16 protein-coding genes and 1 tRNA gene are annotated in these 22,884 nt (G+C 72.5%); 12 read left to right on the top strand and 5 right to left on the bottom strand.

The window, feature by feature from the left end:
* Positions 1-29: 29 nt before the first annotated feature.
* A complete protein-coding gene (mscL, locus tag AAEM63_RS14895; RefSeq protein WP_341359025.1) occupies positions 30-440 on the bottom strand; it encodes a large conductance mechanosensitive channel protein MscL in 411 nt (136 codons plus the stop codon).
* A gap of 376 nt (positions 441-816) precedes the next feature.
* Between mscL and AAEM63_RS14890 the strand changes: the two genes are divergently transcribed.
* On the top strand, positions 817-2,316 hold the full coding sequence (locus AAEM63_RS14890) for a DUF222 domain-containing protein (RefSeq protein WP_341359024.1): 1,500 nt from the start codon (positions 817-819) through the stop codon (positions 2,314-2,316).
* A gap of 213 nt (positions 2,317-2,529) precedes the next feature.
* Complete coding sequence (locus AAEM63_RS14885) at positions 2,530-2,901, top strand: MscL family protein (RefSeq protein WP_341359023.1); 372 nt, start codon at positions 2,530-2,532, stop codon at positions 2,899-2,901.
* Positions 2,902-3,152: 251 nt separating this feature from the next.
* Here AAEM63_RS14885 and AAEM63_RS14880 read toward each other — a convergent pair whose 3' ends face one another.
* Positions 3,153-3,710: an SAF domain-containing protein gene (locus AAEM63_RS14880; RefSeq protein WP_341359022.1), complete on the bottom strand. Its 558-nt coding sequence runs from the start codon at positions 3,708-3,710 to the stop codon at positions 3,153-3,155.
* Positions 3,711-4,019: 309 nt separating this feature from the next.
* The gene (locus tag AAEM63_RS14875; RefSeq protein ID WP_341359021.1) at positions 4,020-4,328 is read right to left on the bottom strand and encodes an FmdB family zinc ribbon protein; all 309 of its coding nucleotides are present in this window, start codon (positions 4,326-4,328) and stop codon (positions 4,020-4,022) included.
* A gap of 134 nt (positions 4,329-4,462) precedes the next feature.
* On the opposite strand from AAEM63_RS14875, the gene AAEM63_RS14870 reads away from it, so the two are divergent.
* The gene (locus AAEM63_RS14870; RefSeq protein ID WP_341361387.1) at positions 4,463-7,078 is read left to right on the top strand and encodes a penicillin acylase family protein; all 2,616 of its coding nucleotides are present in this window, start codon (positions 4,463-4,465) and stop codon (positions 7,076-7,078) included.
* Between the two features lie 46 nt (positions 7,079-7,124).
* Here AAEM63_RS14870 and AAEM63_RS14865 read toward each other — a convergent pair whose 3' ends face one another.
* Positions 7,125-7,811, bottom strand: coding sequence for a 5-formyltetrahydrofolate cyclo-ligase (locus AAEM63_RS14865; protein WP_341359020.1), 687 nt, complete (start codon positions 7,809-7,811; stop codon positions 7,125-7,127).
* A gap of 116 nt (positions 7,812-7,927) precedes the next feature.
* On the opposite strand from AAEM63_RS14865, the gene AAEM63_RS14860 reads away from it, so the two are divergent.
* The 8 genes from AAEM63_RS14860 to mobF all read left to right on the top strand — a co-directional run bounded on the left by AAEM63_RS14860 (position 7,928) and on the right by mobF (position 18,538).
* Complete coding sequence (locus AAEM63_RS14860) at positions 7,928-8,929, top strand: UTP--glucose-1-phosphate uridylyltransferase (protein WP_341359019.1); 1,002 nt, start codon at positions 7,928-7,930, stop codon at positions 8,927-8,929.
* Positions 8,926-10,140 (top strand): gephyrin-like molybdotransferase Glp, encoded by a 1,215-nt coding sequence (gene glp / locus AAEM63_RS14855; RefSeq protein WP_341359018.1) that lies wholly within the window; start codon positions 8,926-8,928, stop codon positions 10,138-10,140. The genes AAEM63_RS14860 and glp overlap by 4 nt, the downstream gene beginning before the upstream one ends.
* Before the next feature lies 1 nt (position 10,141).
* Complete coding sequence (locus AAEM63_RS14850) at positions 10,142-10,753, top strand: GNAT family protein (protein WP_341359017.1); 612 nt, start codon at positions 10,142-10,144, stop codon at positions 10,751-10,753.
* 101 nt (positions 10,754-10,854) lie between these two features.
* Positions 10,855-12,090 (top strand): hypothetical protein, encoded by a 1,236-nt coding sequence (locus tag AAEM63_RS14845; protein WP_341359016.1) that lies wholly within the window; start codon positions 10,855-10,857, stop codon positions 12,088-12,090.
* Positions 12,091-12,150: 60 nt separating this feature from the next.
* Positions 12,151-12,223, top strand: a tRNA-Ala gene (locus AAEM63_RS14840).
* A gap of 166 nt (positions 12,224-12,389) precedes the next feature.
* Complete coding sequence (locus AAEM63_RS14835) at positions 12,390-12,659, top strand: helix-turn-helix domain-containing protein (RefSeq protein ID WP_341359015.1); 270 nt, start codon at positions 12,390-12,392, stop codon at positions 12,657-12,659.
* 5 nt (positions 12,660-12,664) lie between these two features.
* Positions 12,665-14,056: a site-specific integrase gene (locus tag AAEM63_RS14830; protein ID WP_341361386.1), complete on the top strand. Its 1,392-nt coding sequence runs from the start codon at positions 12,665-12,667 to the stop codon at positions 14,054-14,056.
* A gap of 954 nt (positions 14,057-15,010) precedes the next feature.
* Positions 15,011-18,538: a MobF family relaxase gene (mobF, locus tag AAEM63_RS14825; protein WP_341359014.1), complete on the top strand. Its 3,528-nt coding sequence runs from the start codon at positions 15,011-15,013 to the stop codon at positions 18,536-18,538.
* Between the two features lie 578 nt (positions 18,539-19,116).
* Here mobF and AAEM63_RS14820 read toward each other — a convergent pair.
* Entirely contained in the window at positions 19,117-20,520 is a 1,404-nt protein-coding gene (locus AAEM63_RS14820) for an IS1380 family transposase (RefSeq protein WP_341359013.1), read from the bottom strand.
* A 188-nt stretch (positions 20,521-20,708) separates the two neighbouring features.
* Here AAEM63_RS14820 and AAEM63_RS14815 point away from each other — a divergent pair, with 188 nt between their 5' ends.
* The gene (locus tag AAEM63_RS14815; RefSeq protein ID WP_341359012.1) at positions 20,709-22,676 is read left to right on the top strand and encodes a cation:proton antiporter; all 1,968 of its coding nucleotides are present in this window, start codon (positions 20,709-20,711) and stop codon (positions 22,674-22,676) included.
* Positions 22,677-22,884: the final 208 nt, after the last annotated feature.

Genomic DNA, 22,884 nt, shown 5'->3' with positions numbered 1-22,884 from the left:
CCCTGAGCCCTGAGCCCTGAACCTGGGTGTCAGCGGCGTTCGGCGTCGGCCGGGGCGCTCGCCTGGGCGGCCAGCAGATCGCGGATCTCCGTGAGCACTCGCACGTCGTCCGCCGGGGCGGCCGGCTCGGCCTCCTCGTCCCGACGCCTCGCGGCCAGCCTGTTCATGGGGGTGACCACGAGGAAGTAGATCGCGCCGGCGACGAGCAGGAAGTTCACGAGCGCGGTGACGACGGCGCCGGGCTGGACGGTCGCGTCGCCGAGGGTGAAGGCGAGGACGTCGTCGAAGTTCGGCTGCCCGACGATCCCCGCCACGAGCGGGTTGAGCACCTTCTCGACGATGGCGGTGACCACCCCGCCGAAAGCCGCGCCGATGACGACGCCCACGGCGAGGTCCACGGCGTTCCCTCGCGCGACGAACTCCTTGAATCCCTGCAGCATCGAGCGTCCTCCCCGGTTCGGTCCGGGCGCGCGGGGAACGCGCCCGCGCTGGCCCGGCGATGATACGGCGCATCTCTCGGCGTCACCGACTCGAGCGCCTCAGGTGCGGAGGGCAGGCGGTTGTGGTCAAGCCGGCACCGGCAACGTCAGTTCGCATCCTCGTTCTACTCGCTCCGGAATCAGACTCGCCCCGGTTCAGGCCGCCACTATCCACCCGTCAAAGTTCAGGCGGCCACGGTCCATCCGACTGTTCCTCCACAGGTGTGGTTCGTGCGTGGGTGTCCACAAATTTGGCGGAATGACGCCGTTCCTCTAGACCTGCCGAACGCCCGTTCGATACGGTGAGGGTCAACACGGACGAGGGAGGTGAACGGTCATGGCGGTCACCGCCGAGCTGCCCGGGAGCGAGACCACCGCCCTGCTCACCACGGCGCAGGACGCCCTCACGGCGGTCCTGACGACCGACCTGCTCGACCACCCCGCCCAGGTCGCCCTCGACGTCCTCGACCAGGCCGAGACCCTGCGCCGCCAGGTCGAGGCCCTGACCGCCCAGGCCCTGACCGCGATCGAGGCCGACGGCCGGTGGGCCCTGGACGGGGCCCGGTCCATGGCCACCTGGTACCGCAACCGCTCCGGCCGCCACCACAGTGCCGCGGCCCGCAAGGTCCGCCAGGCCCGCGCCCTGCGCGACCACCTCCCCGCCACCGCGACCGCCCTGGCGACCGGCGCGATCAGCGTCGACCACGCCGCCGCCCTGGTCCGCCACACCACCGACACCCCGGCCCGCCAGGCCCTGCTGCGCCACCACGAGGTCGGCGAGGACTTCCTCCTGCGCCACGCCACCACCATGGACGCCCAGGGCTTCACCCTGGCCCTGCGCCACTGGGCCCTGCGCGCCGACCCCGACGCCGCCGACCGCGCCTACCGCGCCGACGCCGACCGCGAGGAGTTCTACCTCGCCGAGACCACCGACGGCTACGTCCCCGGCGGGTGGCTCTCCAAAGCCACCGGCACCGCGCTCCTGACCGCCCTCGACGCCCGGGTCGGCACCCCCGCCGCGACCGATACCCGCACCCCCAACCAGCGCCGCGCCGGCGCCCTGGGCTCCCTGGCCCACCTCACCCTCGACGCCGGCGTCCTCAAACCCTTCGCCCGGGTCCGACCCCACCTTTGCGTCACCGTCCCCTTCACCACCCTGGCCCTGCTCGCCCAGACCACCCCCACCCCCCACCACCCCTCCTGCCCCGCCACCCGCACCACCAGCCCCGGCCCCACCAGCCCCGGCGCCAGCGGCCCGGGCGCCGCGTTCGGCCTCACCCCGGTCACGACCGGCGCCAACGACACCACCGACACCGCCACCGGCGTCACCGGCGGCACCGACACCGCCGCCGCGGCCCCCTGTACCTGCGGCGCCCCCGAGGCGCTCATCAGCGCCGACGTCGACCTGGCCGCGATGGCCGCCGCGGAGCCCGCCACCTTCCCCGACGGCACCCCCCTGCCCCCCGCCCTCCTGGCCCGCCTGGCCTGCTCCTCCGGCATCCACCGCGTCGTGTTCGGGCCCGACTCCCAACCCCTGGACGTCGGCCGCGAGGAACGCCTCTACACCACCGCCCAGACCAGGGCGATCATCGCCCGGGACCGCCACTGCCAGTACCCCGACTGCTCAGCACCACCCGGCGAGGGCGAGATCCACCACTCCCTGTGGTGGTACAGCCAGCACGGCCCCACCGACCTCCGCAAAGGCATCCTGCTCTGCTGGCACCACCACGACCACGTCCACAACCGCCACATCACCATCGAACGACACACCGACCGATGGACCTTCCACCGCCGCGACGGCACCCTCCTCGGCACCACCACCTTCCGCACCAACTGACGTACACAACCCACGTCCTGGGGCCGTGACCACACGCGCCCCAGGCCGTGGGTTGTGGCGTGGTGGTGTTGCCGCGTCCGGGCAGAGGACAACCGCAGACGCCACGGTCGCGGCCGAAGCCTTCGCGTCGCCAACCGGCAGGACAGCACCGCTAGCGTGAGTCCCCGCGCCGAAGCCATCGGCCGGACGCTCCCGTGAAGGAGGCAGGATCCCGTGAAGGGCTTCAAGGACTTCATCATGCGCGGCAACCTCGTCGAGCTCGCCGTCGCCTTCATCATGGCGACGGCGTTCGCGGCCGTGGTCACCGCCTTCACCGCCATCGTCCTCGAGGCGCTGGCCAAGGCCGGCGGTGCCCCGAACTTCGACGAGTGGGCACCCGGCGGCTTCACGACCGTGGGGCCGTTCCTCACCGCCCTTGTCGCGTTCGTCATCCTGGCGTTCGTCGTCTACTTCTTCATCGTCAAGCCCTACGAGGCGGCGAAGACGCGGTTCACGAAGCCCACGGCGGAGGACGAGGCCGTCGCCGAGGAGATCGCCCTGCTTCGCGAGATCCGCGACGCGCTCCGCGAGCGTCGCCAGGTCTGATCGGGCCGATCACCGGGATCGAGCAGCTCAGGGGGCCGACTGGGCCGGGTCCGTCGCACCGCGGCCCGACCGACGCGCGGGAGGCCAGCGTGGGCGGTGTTCGCCGGATCGGCGCCGCAGAGGCCCGCACGCTCCGCCGCAGAGGCGCTCACGCACCGCCGCCGCGGGTGGTGCTCACCTGATCACCGCCCGCAGATGCGCCCACGCACCGCGCAGAGGTGCCTACGCGCCGCCCTCGCCGCGGGTGGTGCTCACCTGATCACCGCCCGAAGAGGCGCCCACGCACCGGCGCCGACGAGTGCGGTGGCGTCGGCCTCGCGGGCTGCGACGAAGATCGTCGTCACGCCTGAGGTGCCGGGGTCGAGCAGGTTCCCGCCGGCCTGAGGCGGCTGGACTGCCAGGACGACGACGTCGCGGGCCACCACCCGGGCGGCCCCGGCCGTGCCCGAGAGATCGGAGTCCGCGGCGACGAGCGTGACCCGGCGTCCCGGTTCGGCCAGGGCGGCCGAGCCCGCGTCAGCCAGCGGGACAGGAATGACGACCATGCCCTCCGGAGCGGCGCCGGCCAGCCCAGGCCCGACGAGCATGCCCTCCACGAGTGCGGTGCCTGCGGGCAGCCCGACGGCAAGGGTGCGGCCGACCGCGTCGGCGGGAGCCGTGAGGGCGGCGGGCGCGGCGGCAGCCGGCAGGGTGCGGGGCGCGACGTCGGCATCGGTCAGAACGGTGCCGGCCGGGATGTCGCGGGCGAGGCTGAGGACCGGCACCCCGGCCGGCGGTGGCGGAGCGAGCGTCGAGACGGTGACGCTCACCGCCAGACCGAGGCAGAGGGCAGCCAGCAGATGGCGCCCGCGCCAGAGTGTCCGACGCAGCACCGCCGCCGCCGAGCGGGAGGGGACCGTCTCTCTGCGCACCCGAGCGACGCTAGGCGGGCGGGTCTGGACCGCCGAGTCGTACCTGGGGCGCTGTGGGCCCGTCGGCGGCCGGCGTACCTGTGGAGGACGCCGGCCCGGTCGCGCGGGGGCACGGACGCCGCCTCGGGAGCGGACCAGCGTCAGGACCAGACCCGCCTCAGGAGCAGAGACCCGTCGGGAGCAGACCAGCGCGTCAGCGCATGGGCCTCAGCCTGCGGACTTCGCCGCCGTCGACCTCGCAGCGGTCGACGGCGCTGCGGTCGTGGACGCCGGCTTCGCGGTCTCCTTGGGCGGTGCGGTCTTGGCAGGCTCGCTCGCCGGTGCCGTCGAGGTGCTCGTCGAGCGAGAGTCGTTGCGGTAGAAGCCCGACCCCTTGAAGACCACGCCCACCGACGAGAAGAGCTTGCGCAGCGCACCGCCGCACTCCGGGCACACCGTGAGGGCGTCGTCGGAGAACGACTGCTTGGCCTCGAACTCGTGACCGCACACGGTGCAGCGGTACGCATAGGTAGGCACGGGAACCTCCAGGGGACTCGGGGCGGCTGCTGGCACTCCACCTCACCGAGTGCCAATCCTACCGCGTCGTCACGGCGCGGGCCCTCGGGGTCGTGGGCGGCACCGGCGTCGTCCCTTAGGCTCTCGACGTGCGGATGTCTGTGGTGCGCAAGGTGGCGATCGTCGTGGCCGCGCTGGTCGTCGTCGTCCTCGTGGTGGGCGCGGGTCTGGCGACCGTCCTCGTGCGCCGCCCGCTGCCGGACCACGCCGGCGCCGCCACCCTGGACTCCCTCGGCGCCGAGGTGGAGATCATCCGTGACGAGCGCGGGGTCGCCCACCTGTACGGGTCCTCGGACACCGACCTCATGCGCGCGCAGGGTTACGTCCACGCCCAGGACCGGTTCTTCGAGATGGACTACCGCCGGCATGTCACCGCCGGACGCCTGTCGGAGCTGGTCGGCGAGAACGACGCGGCGCTGAACGCCGACTCGGCGATCCGCACGATGGGCTGGCGCCACGTCGCCGAGCAGGAGTGGGACCTGCTCGGCGAGGAGTCCCGGGCGCTCTACGAGGCCTACGCGGAGGGCGTCAACGCCTACCTCGACCGGCGTGAGGCCTCCGAGCTGGGGCTGGAGTACACGATCCTGGGGATGAGTACCGAGCTGCGCCCGGTCGAGCCGTGGACCCCGGTGGACTCCATCGCGTGGCTCAAGGCCATGGCGTGGGACCTCAGCGGCAACCTCGACGACGAGATCGGGCGGGCGGCGGCACTGCGGCCCCTGGCCGGGAATGTCGCCCGGGTCGAGGAGCTCTACCCCGAGTACGCCTACGAGGAGGCCACGCCGATCGTCGCGCCGCAGGGCGAGAGCGTCGAGGCCGCCGCCCACCGCCCCGAGGAGCCGGGCGATGCCTCGGACGCGGCCGTCTCCGCCGCGTCGGCGGCGCTGGGCCAGGCGGCGGCCGCGTTGCGGGCCGTCCCGGGCATGCTGGGGCAGGGCAGCGGCATCGGGTCGAACTCCTTCGTCGTCTCCGGCGAGCACACCACCACGGGCGCGCCGCTGCTCGCCAACGACCCGCACATGGCGCTGCCCTCGCCGAGCCTGTGGACCCAGGTGGGTCTGCACTGCACCGAGCCGTCGCCCACGTGCACCTTCGACGTCACGGGTGTGAGCTTCTCGGGCCTGCCCGGTGTCATCATCGGCCGCAACCCCGAGCTCGCCTGGGGGTTGACCACGCTCCCGGCCGACGTCACCGACCTCACCCTCGAGCGCCTCTACGACGACGGCACGTACCTGCGTGACGGCGAGCGGGTCGCGCTGGAGACCCGGCGCGAGACGATCGAGGTCAACGGCGGTGCCTCGCGCGTCATCACCGTCTCGGCGACGGCGCACGGTCCGATCGTCTCCGAGGTCCTGCCCGACGTCGACGCGGCGGGCTCGGTGCCGGTCCCCGAGGGGGCGCCGCCCGCCGGGTTCTCCGGCTACGCCGTCGCCCTGCAGTGGACCGCGCTGACCCCCGGTCGCACGCCGGAGGCGATCTTCGCGCTCAACCGCGCCACCACGGCCGAGGAGGTCGCCGCCGCCGCGGCGCTGCTCGAGGTGCCCTCGCAGAACATCGTCTTCGCGACCGCCGACGGCGACATCGGCTACCAGGCGCCGGGGCGCATCCCTGTGCGCGGGGCGGTGCCGGACTCACCGGTGCCGTCCGACGGCTCCTGGCCGCGGCCCGGCTGGGACCCGCGGTTCGACTGGCAGGGGTTCGTCCCCGCCGAGCAGATGCCCGCCGTCCTCAACCCCGGCGAGGGCTTCGTCGTCGCCGCCAACCAGGCCGTCATGCCCGCCGGTGAGGGCCCCTTCCTCACCTCCGACTGGTCCGCCGGCTACCGCTCCGAGCGCATCCGCACGATCCTCGAGGGACGCATCGCCGCCGGCGAGCAGCTCGACGTCGCGGCGATGAACGAGATCATGCTCGACGACGCCAGCCCCTTCGGTCCCGCCGTCGTGCCGGCGCTGCTCCAGGTGGACATCGACGACCCCTTCGTCTCCGAGGCCGTCGACGAGCTCCGGACGTGGTCGGCGGCCGGCTTCCCGACGAGCGCGGACTCCTCCGGCGCCGCGTACTTCAACGCCGTGTGGGCCAACCTCCTCGACCTCACCTTCGCCGACGACCTGCCGGCGTCCCAGGCGCCCGACGGCGGCGGGCGGTGGCTCCGCGTGATCACCAACCTCCTCGAGGACCCGTCCAACCCCTGGTGGGACGACCGCACCACGGTCAACCTCGTCGAGGGCCGGGACGAGATCCTCCGCCAGGCGATGTTCACGGCCCGCCAGCAGCTCACGAACTCGCTCGGGAAGGACGCCGAGGACTGGGAGTGGGGCAACCTGCACCGTTTCGCCCCGCAGCACCCGGTGCTCGGTGGGCAGAGCGTGCCCGCCGCGGTGCGCCGGCTGGTCAACCCGGCGCCGATCGGGGTGGCCGGGGGTGGCGCGGTCGTCAACGCCACGCACTACGACGCGTCCGCCCGCGACGACCTGGGCCGTGGCGAGTACACCGTCACCGCCGGCCCCGCCGTGCGTCTGGTCGCCGACCTGGCCGAGCCCGACGCCTCCACCTGGGTGATCTCGACCGGCACCTCCGGCCACCCCGGTGCCGACGCGTACACGGACCAGCTCCGCGCCTGGGCGCAGGGCGAGACCTACCCCTGGCCGTCCTCACGGGAGGCGGTCGAGGAGGTCGCGAGCGCCACCCTGACGCTGCGGCCGCCGGAGTAGCGCTCAGAGGGGAAGCGTCTCAGCGCTTTGCGGAGGGGAGCCGGTCTCAGCGCTCCGCGAGGTGGTCGACCGCGGAGGCGCCGTTCGCGAGGGCCTCCGCCCGGAAGGCCGAGCCCTCCAGGAGGAACCACTCGGCGGGGGTGATGACCGCACCGACGGGCACGTCGTGCTCCACCCGGGGCAGCGTGACGTCGCCGACGAGCTCCTCGGCGTGGATGACGGCGAAGACCGGTGTGCCCGGGCGGGTGTGGACGAGCACCCGGTCGTACCAGCCGCCGCCCTGGCCCAGGCGGGTGCCGTGCGCGTCGATCGCGAGCGCGGGGATGAGGACGACGTCGGCGTCCGCGACGGCCTCGGCAGGCAGCACGGGCCCCGACGGCTCGGGTGGGCGGCCCGGCGCACGCACGGCGAGGTCCTGCTCCGAGGTGTAGTGGCCCCACGTCCGGTTCAGGCCCGGGCCGAGCACGGGCAGCAGCACGGTGCAACCCTGCTCGTGCAGGGCCGCCAGGGACGCCAGGGTGCTCGGCTCGGTCCCCTGCGAGACCCAGGCCGCGACGGTGCGGGCCGCGCCGACCGCCTCGAGCACGTGCGGCACGAGCGACCGGCCCACCTCGGCGCGCTCCTGCGGGGGGCGCTGGGCGCGGTGCTCACGGATGATCTGGCGGAGCATCTGCTTCGCGTCCTCCGCCTCGTAACCGTCCGTCCGGGGCAGGGGGATCTGCGGGCGCTCCATGTGTCCAGTCTCTCAGCCGGAGGGGACACGCGGCCACCGAGGCGCGCGGCCGGGGGTGACCCGGGTACGGCGTCGTCGGACGGGTGCGCGTGGGCGTCGCCCGATATCGTCGGACCATGTCTGCGAGCGAAGCGTCAGTGCGCAAGGCCCTCATCCCCGTCGCCGGCCGCGGGACCCGGTTCCTGCCCGCCACCAAGGCGATGCCCAAGGAGATGCTCCCGGTGGTGGACAAGCCGGCGGTGGAGTACGTCGTCGAGGAGGTCTCCGACGCCGGGATCACCGACGTCCTGCTGGTCACGGGCCGGGGCAAGGGCGCCATCGAGGACCACTTCGACCACACCCGCGAGCTCGAGACCGCCCTGGAGCACAAGGGGGACACCGAGCGGCTCGACCTCGTGCGCCGCTCCACCAACCTCGCCCACATCCACTTCGTGCGTCAGGGCATCCCCAAGGGCCTGGGCCACGCGGTCCTCCAGGGCCGGGACCACATCGGCGACGAGCCGTTCGCCGTCCTGCTCGGCGACGACCTCATCGACGCCCGCGACCCGCTCCTCACCGACATGATCGCCGTGCGGGAGGCCCTGGGCGGCTCGGTCATCGCCCTGCTCGAGGTCGACCCCGACCAGATCAACCTCTACGGCGCCGCCGCCGTCGAGCCGGTGGACCACGCCCCGGTGGGCACGCTCGCCGACGGCGACGTCGTGCGCGTCACCGAGCTCGTCGAGAAGCCCCCGGTGGACGAGGCGCCGTCCAACCTCGCCCTCATCGGCCGGTACGTCCTCGACCCGTCGGTCTTCCGGGTCCTGGAGGAGACGGCGCCCGGCCGGGGCGGGGAGATCCAGCTCACCGACGCGCTGCAGGTCCTCGCCCGCACGGACCCCGCCGAGGGCGGCGGCGTCCACGGCGTCGTCTTCCGCGGCCGGCGCTACGACACCGGCGACAAGCTCGACTACCTCAAGGCCGTCGTGCGCCTGGCCGTCGACCGCGAGGACCTCGGCCCGGACTTCGGCGGCTGGCTCGAGCAGTTCGTCGCCGGACGCCACGTCGAGCTGGCGTCCGACCCCGCCGGGTCCGGCCGGGCCGCCGAGCCGTCGCAGGGCAGCCCGAGCGCCCGGTGAGATCGGTCCAGGAGCACCTCGCGGCCTGCCTGGCCGCGGTCGGACCGCTCCCGCCGCTCGACGTCGTGCTGCCCGACTCCGTCGGCTGCATCCTGGCCGAGGACGTCCTGGCCGGGGGTGACCTGCCGGTCACAGACCTCGCCGGGATCGACGGGTACGCCGTCCGCTCGGCCGACCTCGACGGCGCCCGGCCGACGGCGCCGGTCACCCTGCGTGTGACCGACGAGGTCCGCGCCGGCGCGGCGGACCGCCTCCACCTCGTACCGGGGACGGCCGTGCGCATCGCGTCCGGGGCGCCGCTGCCGGTCGGTGCCGACGCCGTCGTGCCGCTGGAGCAGACGGACCTCGGCCGGGCCCGGGTCGAGGTGCGGACCGCGTCCGCGGCGGGCGAGAACGTCCGGCGTCAGGCGGAGGACCTGCGCGCCGGTGAGATCGTCCTGCCGGCGGGGGAGCGGGTCGGTGCCCGCCAGGTCGCGCTGCTCGCCGCCGCCGGACGGGGCCGGGTCAGCGTCCACCCGCGTCCGCGCGTCGTCATCGTCTCGGTCGGTGACGAGTTCGTCGAGCCCGGGCGGCCGGCGGAGCCCGGCCAGGTCTACGACGCCAACGGCCATGCGCTCGCCACCGCAGTCCAGGACGCCGGCGGCGCGACCTACCGCGTCGCCGCCGTCCCCGACGAGCACCGCGAGCTGCGCGAGACGCTCGAGGACCAGCTCGTGCGGGCGGACCTCGTCATCACGACCGGCGGTCTCAGCCACGGCGCGAACGACACCGTCAAGGAGGTTCTCGGCCCGCTCGGCACCGTGCGGTTCGACAACGTGGCCATGTGGCCCGGGCGCCAGCTCGGCGTCGGGCACGTCGGCGACGGGACGCCGATCTTCGCCCTGCCCGGCGACCCGGTCTCGGTGCAGGTGGCGTTCGAGACCTTCGTGCGACCGGCGCTGCGGGCGATGGCCGGGTACGCCGAGCTGTACCGGCCCTCGGTCCAGGCGGCCGTCACCGGGGGCTGGTACTCGCCGTCGGGACGGCGCGAGTTCGTCCGCGTCCAGGTCACCGGTGGTCCGGCGGAGGGCTACCGTGCCCAGCCCGTCGGGGCCCCCGCCGCGCTCCTGCTCTCGGCGCTCGCCCGGTCCAACGCGCTCGCCGTCGTCCCGGAGGACGTCACGGACGTGCGTCCCGGCGACCGGCTGCACTGCCTCCTCCTGGACGCCTGAGGTGGACCGGACCCCGCCCCCGGCCTGGCCCGTGACCCTCGTGGAGGGACCGGTCGCCCTGCGCCCGCTGCGCCGGCGCGACCGCGGTGACTGGGAGGAGCTGCGCCGGCGCAACGCCGCCTGGCTCGAGCGGTGGGAGGCCACCTCACCCACCGGCGGCCCGCCGGTGTCGTACCGGTCCTACGTGCAGGCCCTGGACCGGCAGGCGCGCGCCGGGGTGTCACTGCCGTTCGTCATCGAGCTCGACGGCGAGATGGTGGGCCAGCTCAACGTCTCCTCCATCACCCGGGGGTCGTTCTGCTCGGCGACGATCGGGTACTGGGTGTCCCAGCACGTCGCGGGCCGAGGAGTCATGCCGCTCGCCGTCGCCATGGCCACCGACCACGCCTGGTACGAGGCGGGGCTGCACCGCATCGAGATCAACATCCGGCCCGAGAACGCACCCTCGCTGCGGGTCGTGGAGAAGCTCGGGTTCCGCGACGAGGGGCTGCGGCGGCGGTTCCTCCACATCCAGGGCGACTGGCGCGACCACCGCAGCTTCGCCCTGACGGTGGAGGAGGTGCCCGGCGGCCTCGTGCGCCGGTGGGCGGAGGCGGGCGGGTCGGTGCGCTGACGGGCGGTGCGGGGTGGCGTCGGCGCGACCAGCACAGACGCGCGGCAGACACGCCGAGGCCGCTCAGGCTCCGTGCGACCCGGCGCACCTAGCGTTGAGCCGTGGAGCTCCAGGGATTCGTGGTCATCGGCCTGACCCTGATCCTTCTGGGCTTCCTGCTCCCGCACCTGGTGCGCAGCAGGCAGCTCGCGCTCGACTGCCGCGTGGAGGACCGGTTCTCCGGCGATCTGCGGATCCTGACCACCGGCGCGAGCCGGCCGGTCCCCGTCAACCGGGCAGGCGAGCCCGGACAGCACTTCCGGCCGGCTGCCCGGCCCTTCCTGCACGACCCGACCCGCCGACCGGAGGCCCCCATGAACAGGCCAGGAGCCCGTTCCGAGCGCACCGACGACGCGCGCGCACTGGCGTCGGCCCGAGCGGCTCGGGCGGCGCGGGTCGCCCGCCGGGCGGCCGCCGCGCGGCGACGTCTCGCGCTCACGATCGTCCTGCTCGCGGCGACGGCGGCCGGCTGGGCGGGCTTCGCCATGGCGAGCACCTCCTGGGTGCTGGGCGCCGTGCCCGCGGCGCTGCTCGTCACCGTGCTCGTGCTCGGGCGTCGCACGGCCGTCAAGGCGGCCGCCCACGACAAGCGCGACCGCGCCGAGATGGCCCGGCTCGAGGCCCGGCTGCGGGCGCTGCCGCGCCGGTCGGGCCAGCCCGCGGTCCGGTCGGGTGAGGCCGGGGCCCGCCCGGGTCAGCCCGCGGTCGTGTCGGGCCAGCCTGGTGCGCGCAGCGGTGTTCAGGCCGGGTCGCGCACGGCTGCGCGGACGACCGGCCCCGTCGTCGCCCGCGCCGGGTCGTCGCGGGTTCCGGCGCAGGACGTCGTCGAGGACGTCGAGGCTGGTGCAGCCGCCGACCGCACCGGTGTCCCCGCCGACGTCGCAACCGTCGGCGATCCGGCAACCGTCTCCGACGTTGTGACCGTCGCGGACGTGGCCACGGTGGTCGTTGCGGGCGAGGCGGAGCAGCCGGCTGACCGCACCTCGGCCGGTACCGGCGCCCCGGTGGAGCCCGACGACGCCGAGGGTGAGGCGACCGAGGTCGACGACCTCCTCGACGGGCAGGAAGCCGCCGGCGACGGGCGCGGCGAGTCATGGACACCCGTGCCGCTGCCGGCCCCGAGCTACACGCTCAAGCCCTCGGCCCCGCGGCGAGACGTGGCGCCCTACGCCGCGCCGGAGCCGCCCGTGCAGACTCCGGCGGCCGCCGCCCAGCCGGCTGCGCCGGTCGTGGCCGGGAGCCCGGCGGCGCTCGACCTCGACGCCGTCCTCGCGCGTCGCCGCGCCGCCGGCGAGTGATCAGGCCGATTTCGCGGGACCGGAGCGTCTTGCTAGAGTTGTCTCTGCTCGAGAGAGCATGGGGCTATGGCGCAGTTGGTAGCGCGTCTCGTTCGCAATGAGAAGGTCGGGGGTTCGAATCCCCCTAGCTCCACTCCTGAGAGGCCGTTGATCAGCACCGAAAGTGCAGGTCAGCGGCCTTTCGCTTGCCTGGGAGGACACCGACCGAAGGACGGTGAAACCCCATGTCCGTACGCCATGCCGTACGCCTTGGCCTGGCAGCACTGCTCGCGAATGCCCCCACGTGCCTAGGTGTGCCGGTGGTGCTCGCGCACCTGAGCTACATGAACGAGCACATCGAACCCCCGCTGAGTCGCACGCCGCTGTGGAGCCTGGAGGAGCTGTGCACGAAGCTCCATACGACGCCGGCCACGGTCCACACGTGGCGCAAGCGGGGGACGGCTCCGAAGGCATACCGCATCGGCCGGCACCTGATGTTCGAGGAGGCCGATGTCAGGGCCTGGCTCGCAGATCGCGCGGCGGTCGCAGCAAGGGAGCGCGGCGACGCCGGCTCACAGACGGGTTGGTGACCGTCATGGCCAATCCCGGACTGAGGCCGGGCGAGCACGGCGAGATCTTCATCCGTGAGGTCGGCGCGAACAAGCACGAGGCGCGTGTGCGGCTGCGGCTGTTCGACGGCTCGACGACCTTCATCGCGCGTACGAGATCCACGAGACAGTCGGCTCGACTCGCTGCACAGGCAGAGATCGAGCAGGTCCTCAACGCCCCAACGGGCTCCGAGGACCTGCAAGCCGACAGCAAGGTCGGCCTGGCCGCACGGCAGTGGATCACCGAGCTGCGGGCACAGTCGAGGTGGCCCAATCCGCCGGTCCGGCCGCAGACCGTCGACGGGTACGAACTGCTCCTGGGCAACCACCTGATCCCAGTGCTCGGCAAGAAGAAGCTCAACGAGTTGACGACCGCCATGTGTCAGAGGTGGATCGACGGAATCATCGAGAGGGGCAGGTCGGGGCCGCACGACCTGATCTGGACGGCTGATCAGGCGAAGTTCTGCTTCACGGCCGTGCTCGATCGCGCAATCAGGCATGACGCGATGCGCATGAACCCGGTCGAGAAGGTCAAGACCCCGCGACCGTCGACACCCGTACCCAGGGCCATGACGGTCATCGAGATCTACCGGCTGCGTAAGGCCGTACGCGACTGGGAGGCGTCCCGCATCGGCAGACCCGGTCCCAGACCGACGGGCAGCCTGCCGGCCGCGGTCGATCTCATGCTCGGCACGGGCCTGCGTATCGGCGAGGTGCTCGCGCTGCAGTGGGGCGAGGTCAGCCTCACGGGACCGCGGCCCACGGTCGCGGTCGTCGCGACACTGGTCGACGTCAAGGGCGAGGGCACGATCCGTCAGACGAAGGCAAAGACGGATGCGGGCGAGCGCACGATCGTGCTGCCACGGTTCGCTGTAGATGCGCTCGAGGCCATCCGGCCCGCAAGCCCTGAGCCGACCACACCGGTGTTTCCGTCGAGGTCGTTCAGGGACGGCAGGGTCTCCTGCAAGCCGCAGACGACCCACAACGTTCGCCGGACGCTTCGGCTTGCACTTGATCTGGCAAAGATGAGCGGGGAGGTCCATCCGCACCTGCTGCGCAAGACCGTGGCCACGTACGTCGCAAGGGAGCGCGGTGCGGGCGACGCCGCATCGGTCCTCGGCCACAAGATCAATGCCGGCGTCACTGGCAAGCACTACATCGAGCGACTCCGCGTGGCTCCGGACGTCTCCGACGTCTTGGAACAGCTCGTCGAGATTGCGGAGGAGGAGGGTGCGAAGTGGGAGGCCGCGAAGGAGAGGCGTCTGAAAGGGCAGGCCGCGATCCTGCCGGCGCCGACCATCCTTGCGGCTACCGAGCGTGCGACGGCGTCGAGGACCGTCAAAGTCGCGGCGATGGTCGAGGAAGTATCGGGATGGTGAGGGGGCGTCGATGACGTGGTCGATCCCGTCGACCGGAATCGGGGCGAGCCAGCCGATTCCGCCGTGCGGGTGAAGCGCGGCGCAGCCCGTTGCCGGTCTGGGGCGGTGTTGAGCCGGTCGAGGACTCTCGTCACGGCCGAGCGGACACGCTTCCAGGGCGCCGAGCACGACGTCGTCCCCCACCGTGTCGCTGTCTTCCGCAAGGTTGCCGGCTCCACATGAACCCATCGCCTGGTGCCCGGTCGAGGCGGCCGCGATCGTGAGGAGTCCTCACCACCGTTCTCCTCCCCCCGAGATGCCGTCTCCACCGAAGCGCAGCTGCCTGGGATGGTGGCCGTGTCCGCGGTGGTGACGAGTCGTCACCACCGTTCTCTTCCCCCCGAGGTCGGGGTCTCGACCGAAGCGGGTCGTCTGCCCGGCGGCGGCGTTTCCTCGGTCGTGATGACTCATCACCACCGCTCTTTTCCCCGCGGTGCCGGCGTCCGGCTCGCATGTGTGAGCGCGGATTTCATGGGTCTTACTCTCGCGCGGGTGCATTGCCGAGAACGTACGGGGTGCCCGACCCCGTACGCACCCCGTACGCACCCCGTACGCACTACGACCGCGCATATCGGCACAGGTCAGGGTGCGTACGGGGAGAAGGTCGCCGCGTGTCGACGACCGGACCTAAGTTCACTCCTCTCCGCCTTCCTGCGGTAGCTCGTCGACCAGCGCGCCCATGCCGGCAACAGCACCCGAGAAGGCCTGTTCGACTACCAGGTGCGCCGCCCGCGCCATGGGCCGAGCCACCGCGGCTCCGAACGTCCGGCGCCGACCGGAGACGCGGTGGCGGAGCCGACGCCCGCGTGGACGGCTTGCCCGCGTGCGAGCCATCCGTGAGGGTCCGAGACACCGGCGGTTGTGGTCCTCACACCTCTGGCACCCGAGGCGGACTGAGTCGCACACCTGGTGGGTGTGACGGTCTCGATGCGGGTGGTCTCGGCGGGCAAGGGGTACGGGTACTTGCTCCGGTCGGTGGTGCAGGGCGACGGCGACGCGACCCAGGCGGCCGGGTTCACGCGGTACTTCACCGAGGCCGGCACCCCGCCCGGGGTGTGGATGGGCAACGGGGTCGCGTACTTCGGGGCGGGCGAGCTGCGCCCCGGCATGACAGTGACACCGGAGCAGCTGCAGACGCTGCTGGGGCGCGGGAGCGACCCGGTCACCGGGGCGAACCTGGGCCGGCCGTTCCGGGAGTACCCGACCGCGGCTGAGCGCACCGCGGCCTTGACCTGCCGTGTCGACCGGGCCCTGCCGGCGGGGGAGTTCGACGCCGAGGTGACCCGCATCCAGGCCGAGCAGGCCGTCCGGGGGCCGCAGACCGCGACGGCCGGGTTCGACCTGACGTTCTCGGTGCCGAAGTCGGTGTCGGTGCTGTGGGGCCTGGCCGACGCGAACACCCAGGAGCTGATCGTCGAGGCCCACCACGCCGCCGTGACCGACGTGCTGGACCTGTTCGAGCGAGAGGTCGCCGCCACCCGCACCGGCCACGCCGGCATCGCGCAGGTGCCCGTCGTCGGGATCGCTGCCACGGCGTACGACCACTGGGACTCCCGCGCGAACGACCCACAACTCCACACCCACGTCGTCGTGTCGAACAAGGTGATGACCGCCCACGATGGCGGGCAGTGGCGGACCCTGGACTCCCGGGCCGTCCACCACGCGATCGTGGGCCTGTCCGAGCACTACAACGCCGTCCTCGCCGACCGGCTCACCGGCACGTTCGGGCTGTCGTGGGAGCGGCGCGACCGCGGCGAGGACCGCACCGGCCAGTGGGAGATCCGCGGCGTCGGCGAGGACCTCATCGCCGAGTTCTCCAGCCGGGCCCGCGCGATCGACGTCGCCACCGACGCGAAGATCGCTCACTACGTGGCCGAGCACGGCCACCGCCCCACCGGCCGACGGATCGTGCAGCTGCGCGCGCAGGCCACCCTCAAGACCCGGCCCGAGAAGACCATCCGCGCACTGACCGAGCTGACCGCCGAGTGGCGGACGCGCGCGCGGGACATCGTGGGCGGCGACCCGACCGAGTGGGCACGCGACCTCACCACCACCCGAGAGCCGGCGCGGGCGCTGACCGGGGAGTCGGTGCCGATGTTCCTGATCGACCAGGCCGCCGCCGACGTCGTGGACGCCGTGTCGGAGCGGCGGTCGACCTGGCGGCACTGGAACCTTTGGGCCGAGGCCTCGCGCCGCACCATGGGCTGGCGCTTCCAGTCCCCCGCGGACCGCGAACAGGCGATCGCGCTCATCACCGACGCCGCCACCCGGCGGTCCGTCCAACTCACCCCCGCCGAGGTGGCCACCACCCCGGCGGGGATGCGGCGCGACGACGGCACCAGCACCCTGCGCCCCCGGCACTCCACGTACTACTCGAGCGAGCGTCTGCTCGCCGCGGAGGACCGGCTCCTCGCCCTGGCCGAAGACCACGAACCGGCGCTCGTCGTCCCGCCACCCATCGTCGAGACCGTGCAGGGCGGCCGGGGTGACGGTGTGGTGGTCGGCGGGGAGCAGGCCGCCGCGATCACGCAGATCCTCACCTCGGGCCGACGCCTGGATCTGTTGGTCGGTCCGGCCGGGACCGGGAAGTCCACCGCGATGGCCGCCCTGGCCGGTGCCTGGACCACGGCGCACGGGCCCGGATCCGTGGTGGGGATGGCGCCGTCGGCCGCCGCCGCACAGGTCCTCGCCGACGACATCGGCATCGGGTGCGACAACACCGCCAAGTGGGTGCACGACCACGCCCGCGGCCGGGCGGACTTCCGCCCGGGCCAGCTCGTCATCCTCGACGAGGCCACCCTGGCCTCCACCCGCACCCTGGAGACCATCGCGACCCGCGCCGGCGAGGTCGGCGCGAAGGTCGTCCTCGTCGGGGACCCGGCCCAGCTGCAGTCCGTCGACGCCGGCGGCGCGTTCAACATGCTCGCCCAGGCCCGCGGCGACGACCTGGCACAGCTGGTGGAGGTGCGGCGCTTCGTCCACGCATGGGAGAAGGACGCCTCCCTCGCCCTGCGCGACGGCGACCCGGCCGCGATCGACGCATACGCGGGCCACGGCCGGATCGTCGAGGGCACCACCGAGGCCATGACCGACGCCGCCTACCAGGCGTGGCAGCACGACCTGACTGCCGGCAGGTCCTCCATCCTCGTCACCGAGGCCGCGGAATCGGTACGGCAGCTCAACGAGCGCGCCCGCGCCGAACGCATCCAGGCCGGCCCGACCGCCACCGACCGCGAGGTCCGGCTGCGCGACGAGGCACGCGCATCCGTCGGCGATGTGGTCATCACACGCCGCAACGACCGTCGCCTCCGCACCGGCCCCGGCACCTGGGTGCGTAACGGCGACCGCTGGACCGTTACCCACGTCGGACACGACGGCACGCTCGACGTCTGCCAAGCCGGCGATGGCGCGAGGGTGAGGCTGCCGGCCGGGTACGTCGCCCGGCACGTCGACCTCGGCTACGCCGTCACCGCCCACCGCGCCCAGGGCCTGACCGTCGACACCGCGCACGTGGTCGTCTCGCCCTCGACGACCCGCGAGAACCTCTACGTGTCCATGACCCGCGGCCGGCACGCGAACACCGCCTACGTCGCCCTCGACCAGCCCGACCCCCTCCACGTCACCCCCGCCGAGACCGTCACCTCCGCACGGACCGTGCTGTTCGGGGTGCTCAACCACTCCGGTCTCGAGCTCTCCGCCCACCAGACCATCACCGCCGAGCAAGAGCGGTGGACCGGCATCGCCCAGCTCGCGGCCGAGTACGAGACCATCGCCGCCACCGCCCAACGCGGCCGCTGGACCCGCCTCGTCACCGACACGCTCACCCGCACAGGCGGGCTCACGACGGCCGAGGCTGGCCAGGTCACCTCGTCCGAGGCCTTCACCGTCCTCATGGCCGAGCTGCGCCGCGCCGAAGCCCACCACCACGACGTGGAGACCCTCCTGCCGCGGCTGGCCGCACAGCGCACCCTGCTCGACGCGGACGACATCGCCGCCGTCCTCACCACCCGCCTCGCCCGAGCCACCCGGCGACCCGCACGCGGGACGACGCCGGATCTCATCGCTGGGTTTATCCCCGCTGCGGGCGGGCCGCTGCCCGCCGACGCCGCCCGAGCGCTCGCCGAACGCCGCGAGCTCATCGAGGCTCGCGCCCGCACGCTCGCCAAGGTTGCGATCCGCGACGGGGCGCCGTGGGTGGGCCGCATCGGTGACCGGCCGCACAGTGCCGGCGACCGCGAACGGTGGCTGGCCGAGGTCGCGGTCGTCGCCGCCTACCGCGACCGTTACGGCATCACCGGCCCTCCGCTCGGAGCCTCCACCCGAACCCTCATCCAGGAACGCGACCGGCGCCGGGCCGCCGAAGCCCTGCGCCGCGCCCAGGCAGTCGCCCAGGAGCAGGGGACAGCAGCGAGGCGTGTGCGCATTAGCGGACGCAGCTTGTAGGGCGCCCCACGCCTCGACCGGAGTTGCACGCATGGAATCCAGCGCGGACCAGAGCGCCGGTGTGGAGGCCCTCCGACAAGATCCAACTGAGGAAGTCCGGTCGGGGTGGTTCTGCGCCGCGTTCGTCATCGACGTCTTCTCCCGGCTGGTCGTCGTCGGCTGGCAGGTCGCGACCTCGCTCTACACCGATCTGGGCGCTGGACGCCCTGCAGATGACGATCTGGAAGCGCCAGCACACCGGTGCGGACCCTGCCGGTCCAGTCTCCGCCGGCACCCGCGCGCCTGCGGATCAACGCAGCGATCCCCGGAGAAGAGGGACTCCTTCGCGGCCCGTGAGCGCAAGGGCGCGGCCGACTCGAACGCTCCTTTAACCTCTTCAACCCTGGCCACCTGCTACGACAAGCTCGCAATCACTTACCGCGCTGCCACCGTCCTCTCAGCCTCGATCCACCGACGGGCCCGGGGGCTGGTCGGTGAGGTCGGGCTGGTGGCTGTGGTGGTTCTCGGGCGCGAGGTAATCGCCGGTCTGCCCGGCTTTTCCACTGGGGTTCCTCGGTCGTTGGGGCGGTGGGTGGGGTTCAGGTCGCTCGGGCTCGCGGCGGGAGCACGGCTTGGTAGAGCGTGGTCCAGTCCGTTTCCCAGGGCCAGGCGGTGGGCAGGTGCAGGCGTAGGCGTCGTGCCGAGGTCGCGATCCGGGCGGGGACGGTGATGAGCTTGCGGCGGATCGTCGCGGTCGTGGCCCGGACCAGGGACGGGGCGGTGGTGAGGGTGGCGGCGGCGCGGGTGAGGTTGAAGGCCATGACGGCACAGAGAAGCCAGGCCGCGTTGGCGTTGAAGTTCCCGGAGGGCAGGTGGGCCAGGGCGGAGGCCTTGAGGTCGGCGTGGACGTTCTCGATGATCGCGTGCCGGCGGTGGGTCTGGTCGGCGGCGACGGTGTCGAGCCGGTCGGCGGGCGTGGTGGTGAAGAAGGCGTGGAAGCGCCAGGTCTCGAACAACGTCTCCTGCCCGTCGCCCTTCTTGGGGTTCAGGTCGGGGATGCGCCGGACGATGAGCCGGCCCGGGACCTGCTCGGTCTTCTTCTTCGAGGTGAACGCGGTGAAGGGGATCTCGGCGATCTCGGCTTTGGAGATCCAGGTCTGTGTGGTCTCGTCGTAGATCGCGTCGGGGTACTTGATGGTCGTCCACGCGTCGTCGGTGATGGTGGCGATGGCACGCCGCACGGCCGGGTCCAGCCGGACGGTGACCGAGACGTCGGCGCCAGCCTTCATGGCGGCGGCGACCAGGGCCTGGGAGTAGAACGCCGAGTCGGCGCGGACCAGCACGGCCCCGCCCGCCAGCTGGCTGCGGCGGACCAGCGCGAGGGTGTCGGTGGCGAGCCGGGCCGCCCCGCGTGGGGAGCCGACACTGCCTTTGCGTAGTCGCTGGGCGGCGATCACCGGGGCGATCTGATCGGTGGAGACGGTGGCGAGCAGGGCGTTGAGGCCCCGGACCCCGGAGTAGCCGAACCCGGCGCCCTGCTTGGCGTAGCCGTGGACCTCGACGATGGTGTCGTCGATATCGACCATCACCGTCCCGACATCGCCCGCGGCGCCGAGCAGGTCGGTGTGCTCGGCGAGGTTCAGCAGGAACCTCGAGGCCACGGCGTCGCCCTGGCGGACGTGGCCGAAGGTGAACGAGCGCAGGAACGACCCCAGCGTCGAGGGCGCGTAGGCGCCGGTGAAGACCTTGCCCATCCCGCCGTGTCGCAGCAGGGCCATGTCGTCGATGCTGTCCGCCCCGGCGGCCATGCCGGCCACCAACGAGGAGAGCTTCAACCCTGGGTTGGCGCCCTTGTCCGTCGGCACGCTCAGGTGCTCCTCGGCCAGCTCACGCAGGCCCGCCCGCCGGGCCAGGGCCATCAGCGGGACCAGCCCGGCGGCCGACACGAGGTTGGGCTCGTCGAACGACGCGGAGACCACCGCAGAGGTGTGAGAAAGTTGCATCTACGAGATGCCCTTCTTGAACTGGCGATACGGACCTTAGACAAGTCGTATCTCCCCAGGTCAGAAGGGCATTCTCGCGTTCCCGCGCCCACTCTCCCGGCCCATCCCATCGGTGGATCCAGGCTCAGCTCAGCCTGCATCACCTGGACCCGCATATCGGGCTGACCCTCCCGTGCGACGATGAGGGAATGGAAGCCCTTCCCCAGATTGTGTTGCTTCTAGGGCTAGCCGTGGCTGTGGTCGTCGCTCTCCAGCGGTTCAATGTTCCCTCCACCGTGGGCTACCTGCTCGTCGGTGTGATCCTCGGTCCCGGGACCATCGGGCCCGTCGTGGATGCGGCCTACATCGACACCGTGGCCGAATTCGGAATCGTCTTTCTCCTGTTCACCATCGGGCTGTCGTACTCGTTGCCGGAACTGCGGAGCATGCGCCGGCTCCTCCCGGTGCTGGGCACCGGTCAGGTCGTCTTGACGACGGCGTTGGTCACTCTCGGAGCGTGGCTGATCGGGCTTCCCGTCGCGGCTGCCTTCGTCATCGGCGCGGTCTTCGCCCAGTCCTCCACCACGATCATCGGCAAGCAGTTGGCCGAGCAGGGGGAGGAGAACACGCGTTCCGGACGCCTGGGCCTGGCCATGTCGGTCTTTCAGGACGTCACCGCGGTGCCTTTCGTCGTCGTCATCCCCGCACTCGCGGCGGCCTCCGGGGTGAGCACGCTCGGCCCCGAGCTCATCCTGGCGACCGCGAAGGCGGCGTTGGCGATCGCCTTGGTGTTCGTCCTCGGTCGACGGCTCCTGCACCCTCTGTTCCGGGTGGTCGCTCGGCGTGGCTCTACGGAGACCTTCACGCTGACGGTGCTCTTCGTCGTCCTCGTCGCCGCCATGACGACCAACAGCCTCGGCCTCTCGCTCGCGTTCGGGGCTTTCCTTGCCGGGATGACCCTCGGTGAGACTGAGTTCCGACACGCCGCAGAGACGACGATCCGCCCGTTCCGCGACGTCCTGCTCGGGCTGTTCTTCGTCGCGATCGGCATGCAGTTCCAGCCCTCCGCGCTGCCTGACATCTGGGCCTGGGCGTTGCTCGGCGCCGTCGTCCTCGTGGTCACGAAGGCACTCCTCGTCACGATCCTCGTCGCCGCATCGGGCCAGGAGCGAGCGGTCGCGGCACGGACCGGGCTCCTCCTCGCTGTCGGCGGGGAGTTCGGCCTCGCGCTGCTCTCGATCGCCCTCACGGGCGGCGTCATCGGCGAGCAGCTCGGTCAAATCGGGCTCGCCTCTGTCCTGCTGTCGATGATCGTTGGCACATTCCTCATCCGGAAGAACCGGGCCATCGGCAACGCCGTAAGCCGCCGGAGCACTGCCGCGGCGGAAGCAGACGGGACTACACAGCTGCTGCCCACCGACCTTCAAGGCCACGTCGTCATCTGTGGCTACGGACGCATCGGTCAGGGCGTGGCGCACCTCCTCGAGCAGGAGGCCCTCCCATACGTCGCCGTCGACCTCGACGCAGACCGCGTGCGAGCGGCACGGCACGTCGGCGAGCCCGTCTACTACGGCGACGCCGGCGACCCTTCCCTGATCGAGGCCGTGGGCTTGAATCGGGCGAGCCTCGTGGTCATCGCCCACGATGACATCCCCTCGGCCCTGGTGCTACTCGGTCACGTCCAGCGCACCCGGCCCGAACTGCCCGTCGTCGTGCGGACCCGGGACGAGGCGCACACCGCGGAGCTGCGGGCGGCCGGGGCCGCGGAGGTGGTCCCGGAGACCCTCGAAGCCGGCCTGGCCATCGCGTCGCACGTCCTGCTCCTCCTCGACGTGCCCGCCGCCCGGGTGGAGAGCCACGTGCGTCAGCAGCGCTCCGGTCAGTACACCCTGATGCGAGAGTTCTTCCATGGCTCGGAGCCCACGGGCGCCCCTGTCGGCGCGAGCCGAGCCGTCAGGACCGTGGTCGTACCCGTCGACGGCGTCATGGTCGGCCGACCCATTGAGTCGCTCGAGGGCGTGGACGTGGCGGTCTCCGCGCTGAAGCGGGGACCGCATCGGGTGGTGGTAGCGCCGGTGTCCGGTCACCGCATCGAGGAAGGGGACGTCGTGGTACTGGTGGGAAGCGAGGAGGCCTTGAGCGAGGCGGAACGAGCTTTGCTCAGAACCGCAAGGTGAGAAAGGGGACTGAGCAGCGTGGCTGAAACGAGCATCCTCCCATCTTTGCGGGGGTGGACCCCGAGGCGGGTGCGAGCATCGCGGTGCTCCGGCGCGCGGCGCAGGTGCGCGGGACCACCTGGCGCACGGCTCTCGGTGCAGCACGCTATCGGACCCGACCTGGCGACGTCCCTCCGCTCGCTCCTGGGCGAGGACCCGGACGAGATCC

Source organism: Georgenia sp. M64 (genome assembly GCF_038049925.1).
Lineage (GTDB): Bacteria > Actinomycetota > Actinomycetes > Actinomycetales > Actinomycetaceae > Georgenia.
Note: the sequence above shows the minus strand (reverse complement) of the source record. Positions and strands in the feature narration are given on the sequence as shown.

What these genes read in the sequence shown, in the direction of transcription:
- AAEM63_RS14870 (WP_341361387.1), top strand. Translation starts at nt 4,463, where the DNA reads ATGTCTGTGGTGCGCAAGGTGGCGATCGTCGTGGCCGCGCTGGTCGTC.
- AAEM63_RS14865 (WP_341359020.1), bottom strand. Translation starts at nt 7,811, where the DNA reads ATGGAGCGCCCGCAGATCCCCCTGCCCCGGACGGACGGTTACGAGGCG.
- mscL (WP_341359025.1), bottom strand. Translation starts at nt 440, where the DNA reads ATGCTGCAGGGATTCAAGGAGTTCGTCGCGCGAGGGAACGCCGTGGAC.
- AAEM63_RS14820 (WP_341359013.1), bottom strand. Translation starts at nt 20,520, where the DNA reads ATGCAACTTTCTCACACCTCTGCGGTGGTCTCCGCGTCGTTCGACGAG.
- AAEM63_RS14830 (WP_341361386.1), top strand. Translation starts at nt 12,665, where the DNA reads ATGGCCAATCCCGGACTGAGGCCGGGCGAGCACGGCGAGATCTTCATC.
- AAEM63_RS14860 (WP_341359019.1), top strand. Translation starts at nt 7,928, where the DNA reads ATGTCTGCGAGCGAAGCGTCAGTGCGCAAGGCCCTCATCCCCGTCGCC.
- AAEM63_RS14890 (WP_341359024.1), top strand. Translation starts at nt 817, where the DNA reads ATGGCGGTCACCGCCGAGCTGCCCGGGAGCGAGACCACCGCCCTGCTC.
- AAEM63_RS14815 (WP_341359012.1), top strand. Translation starts at nt 20,709, where the DNA reads ATGGAAGCCCTTCCCCAGATTGTGTTGCTTCTAGGGCTAGCCGTGGCT.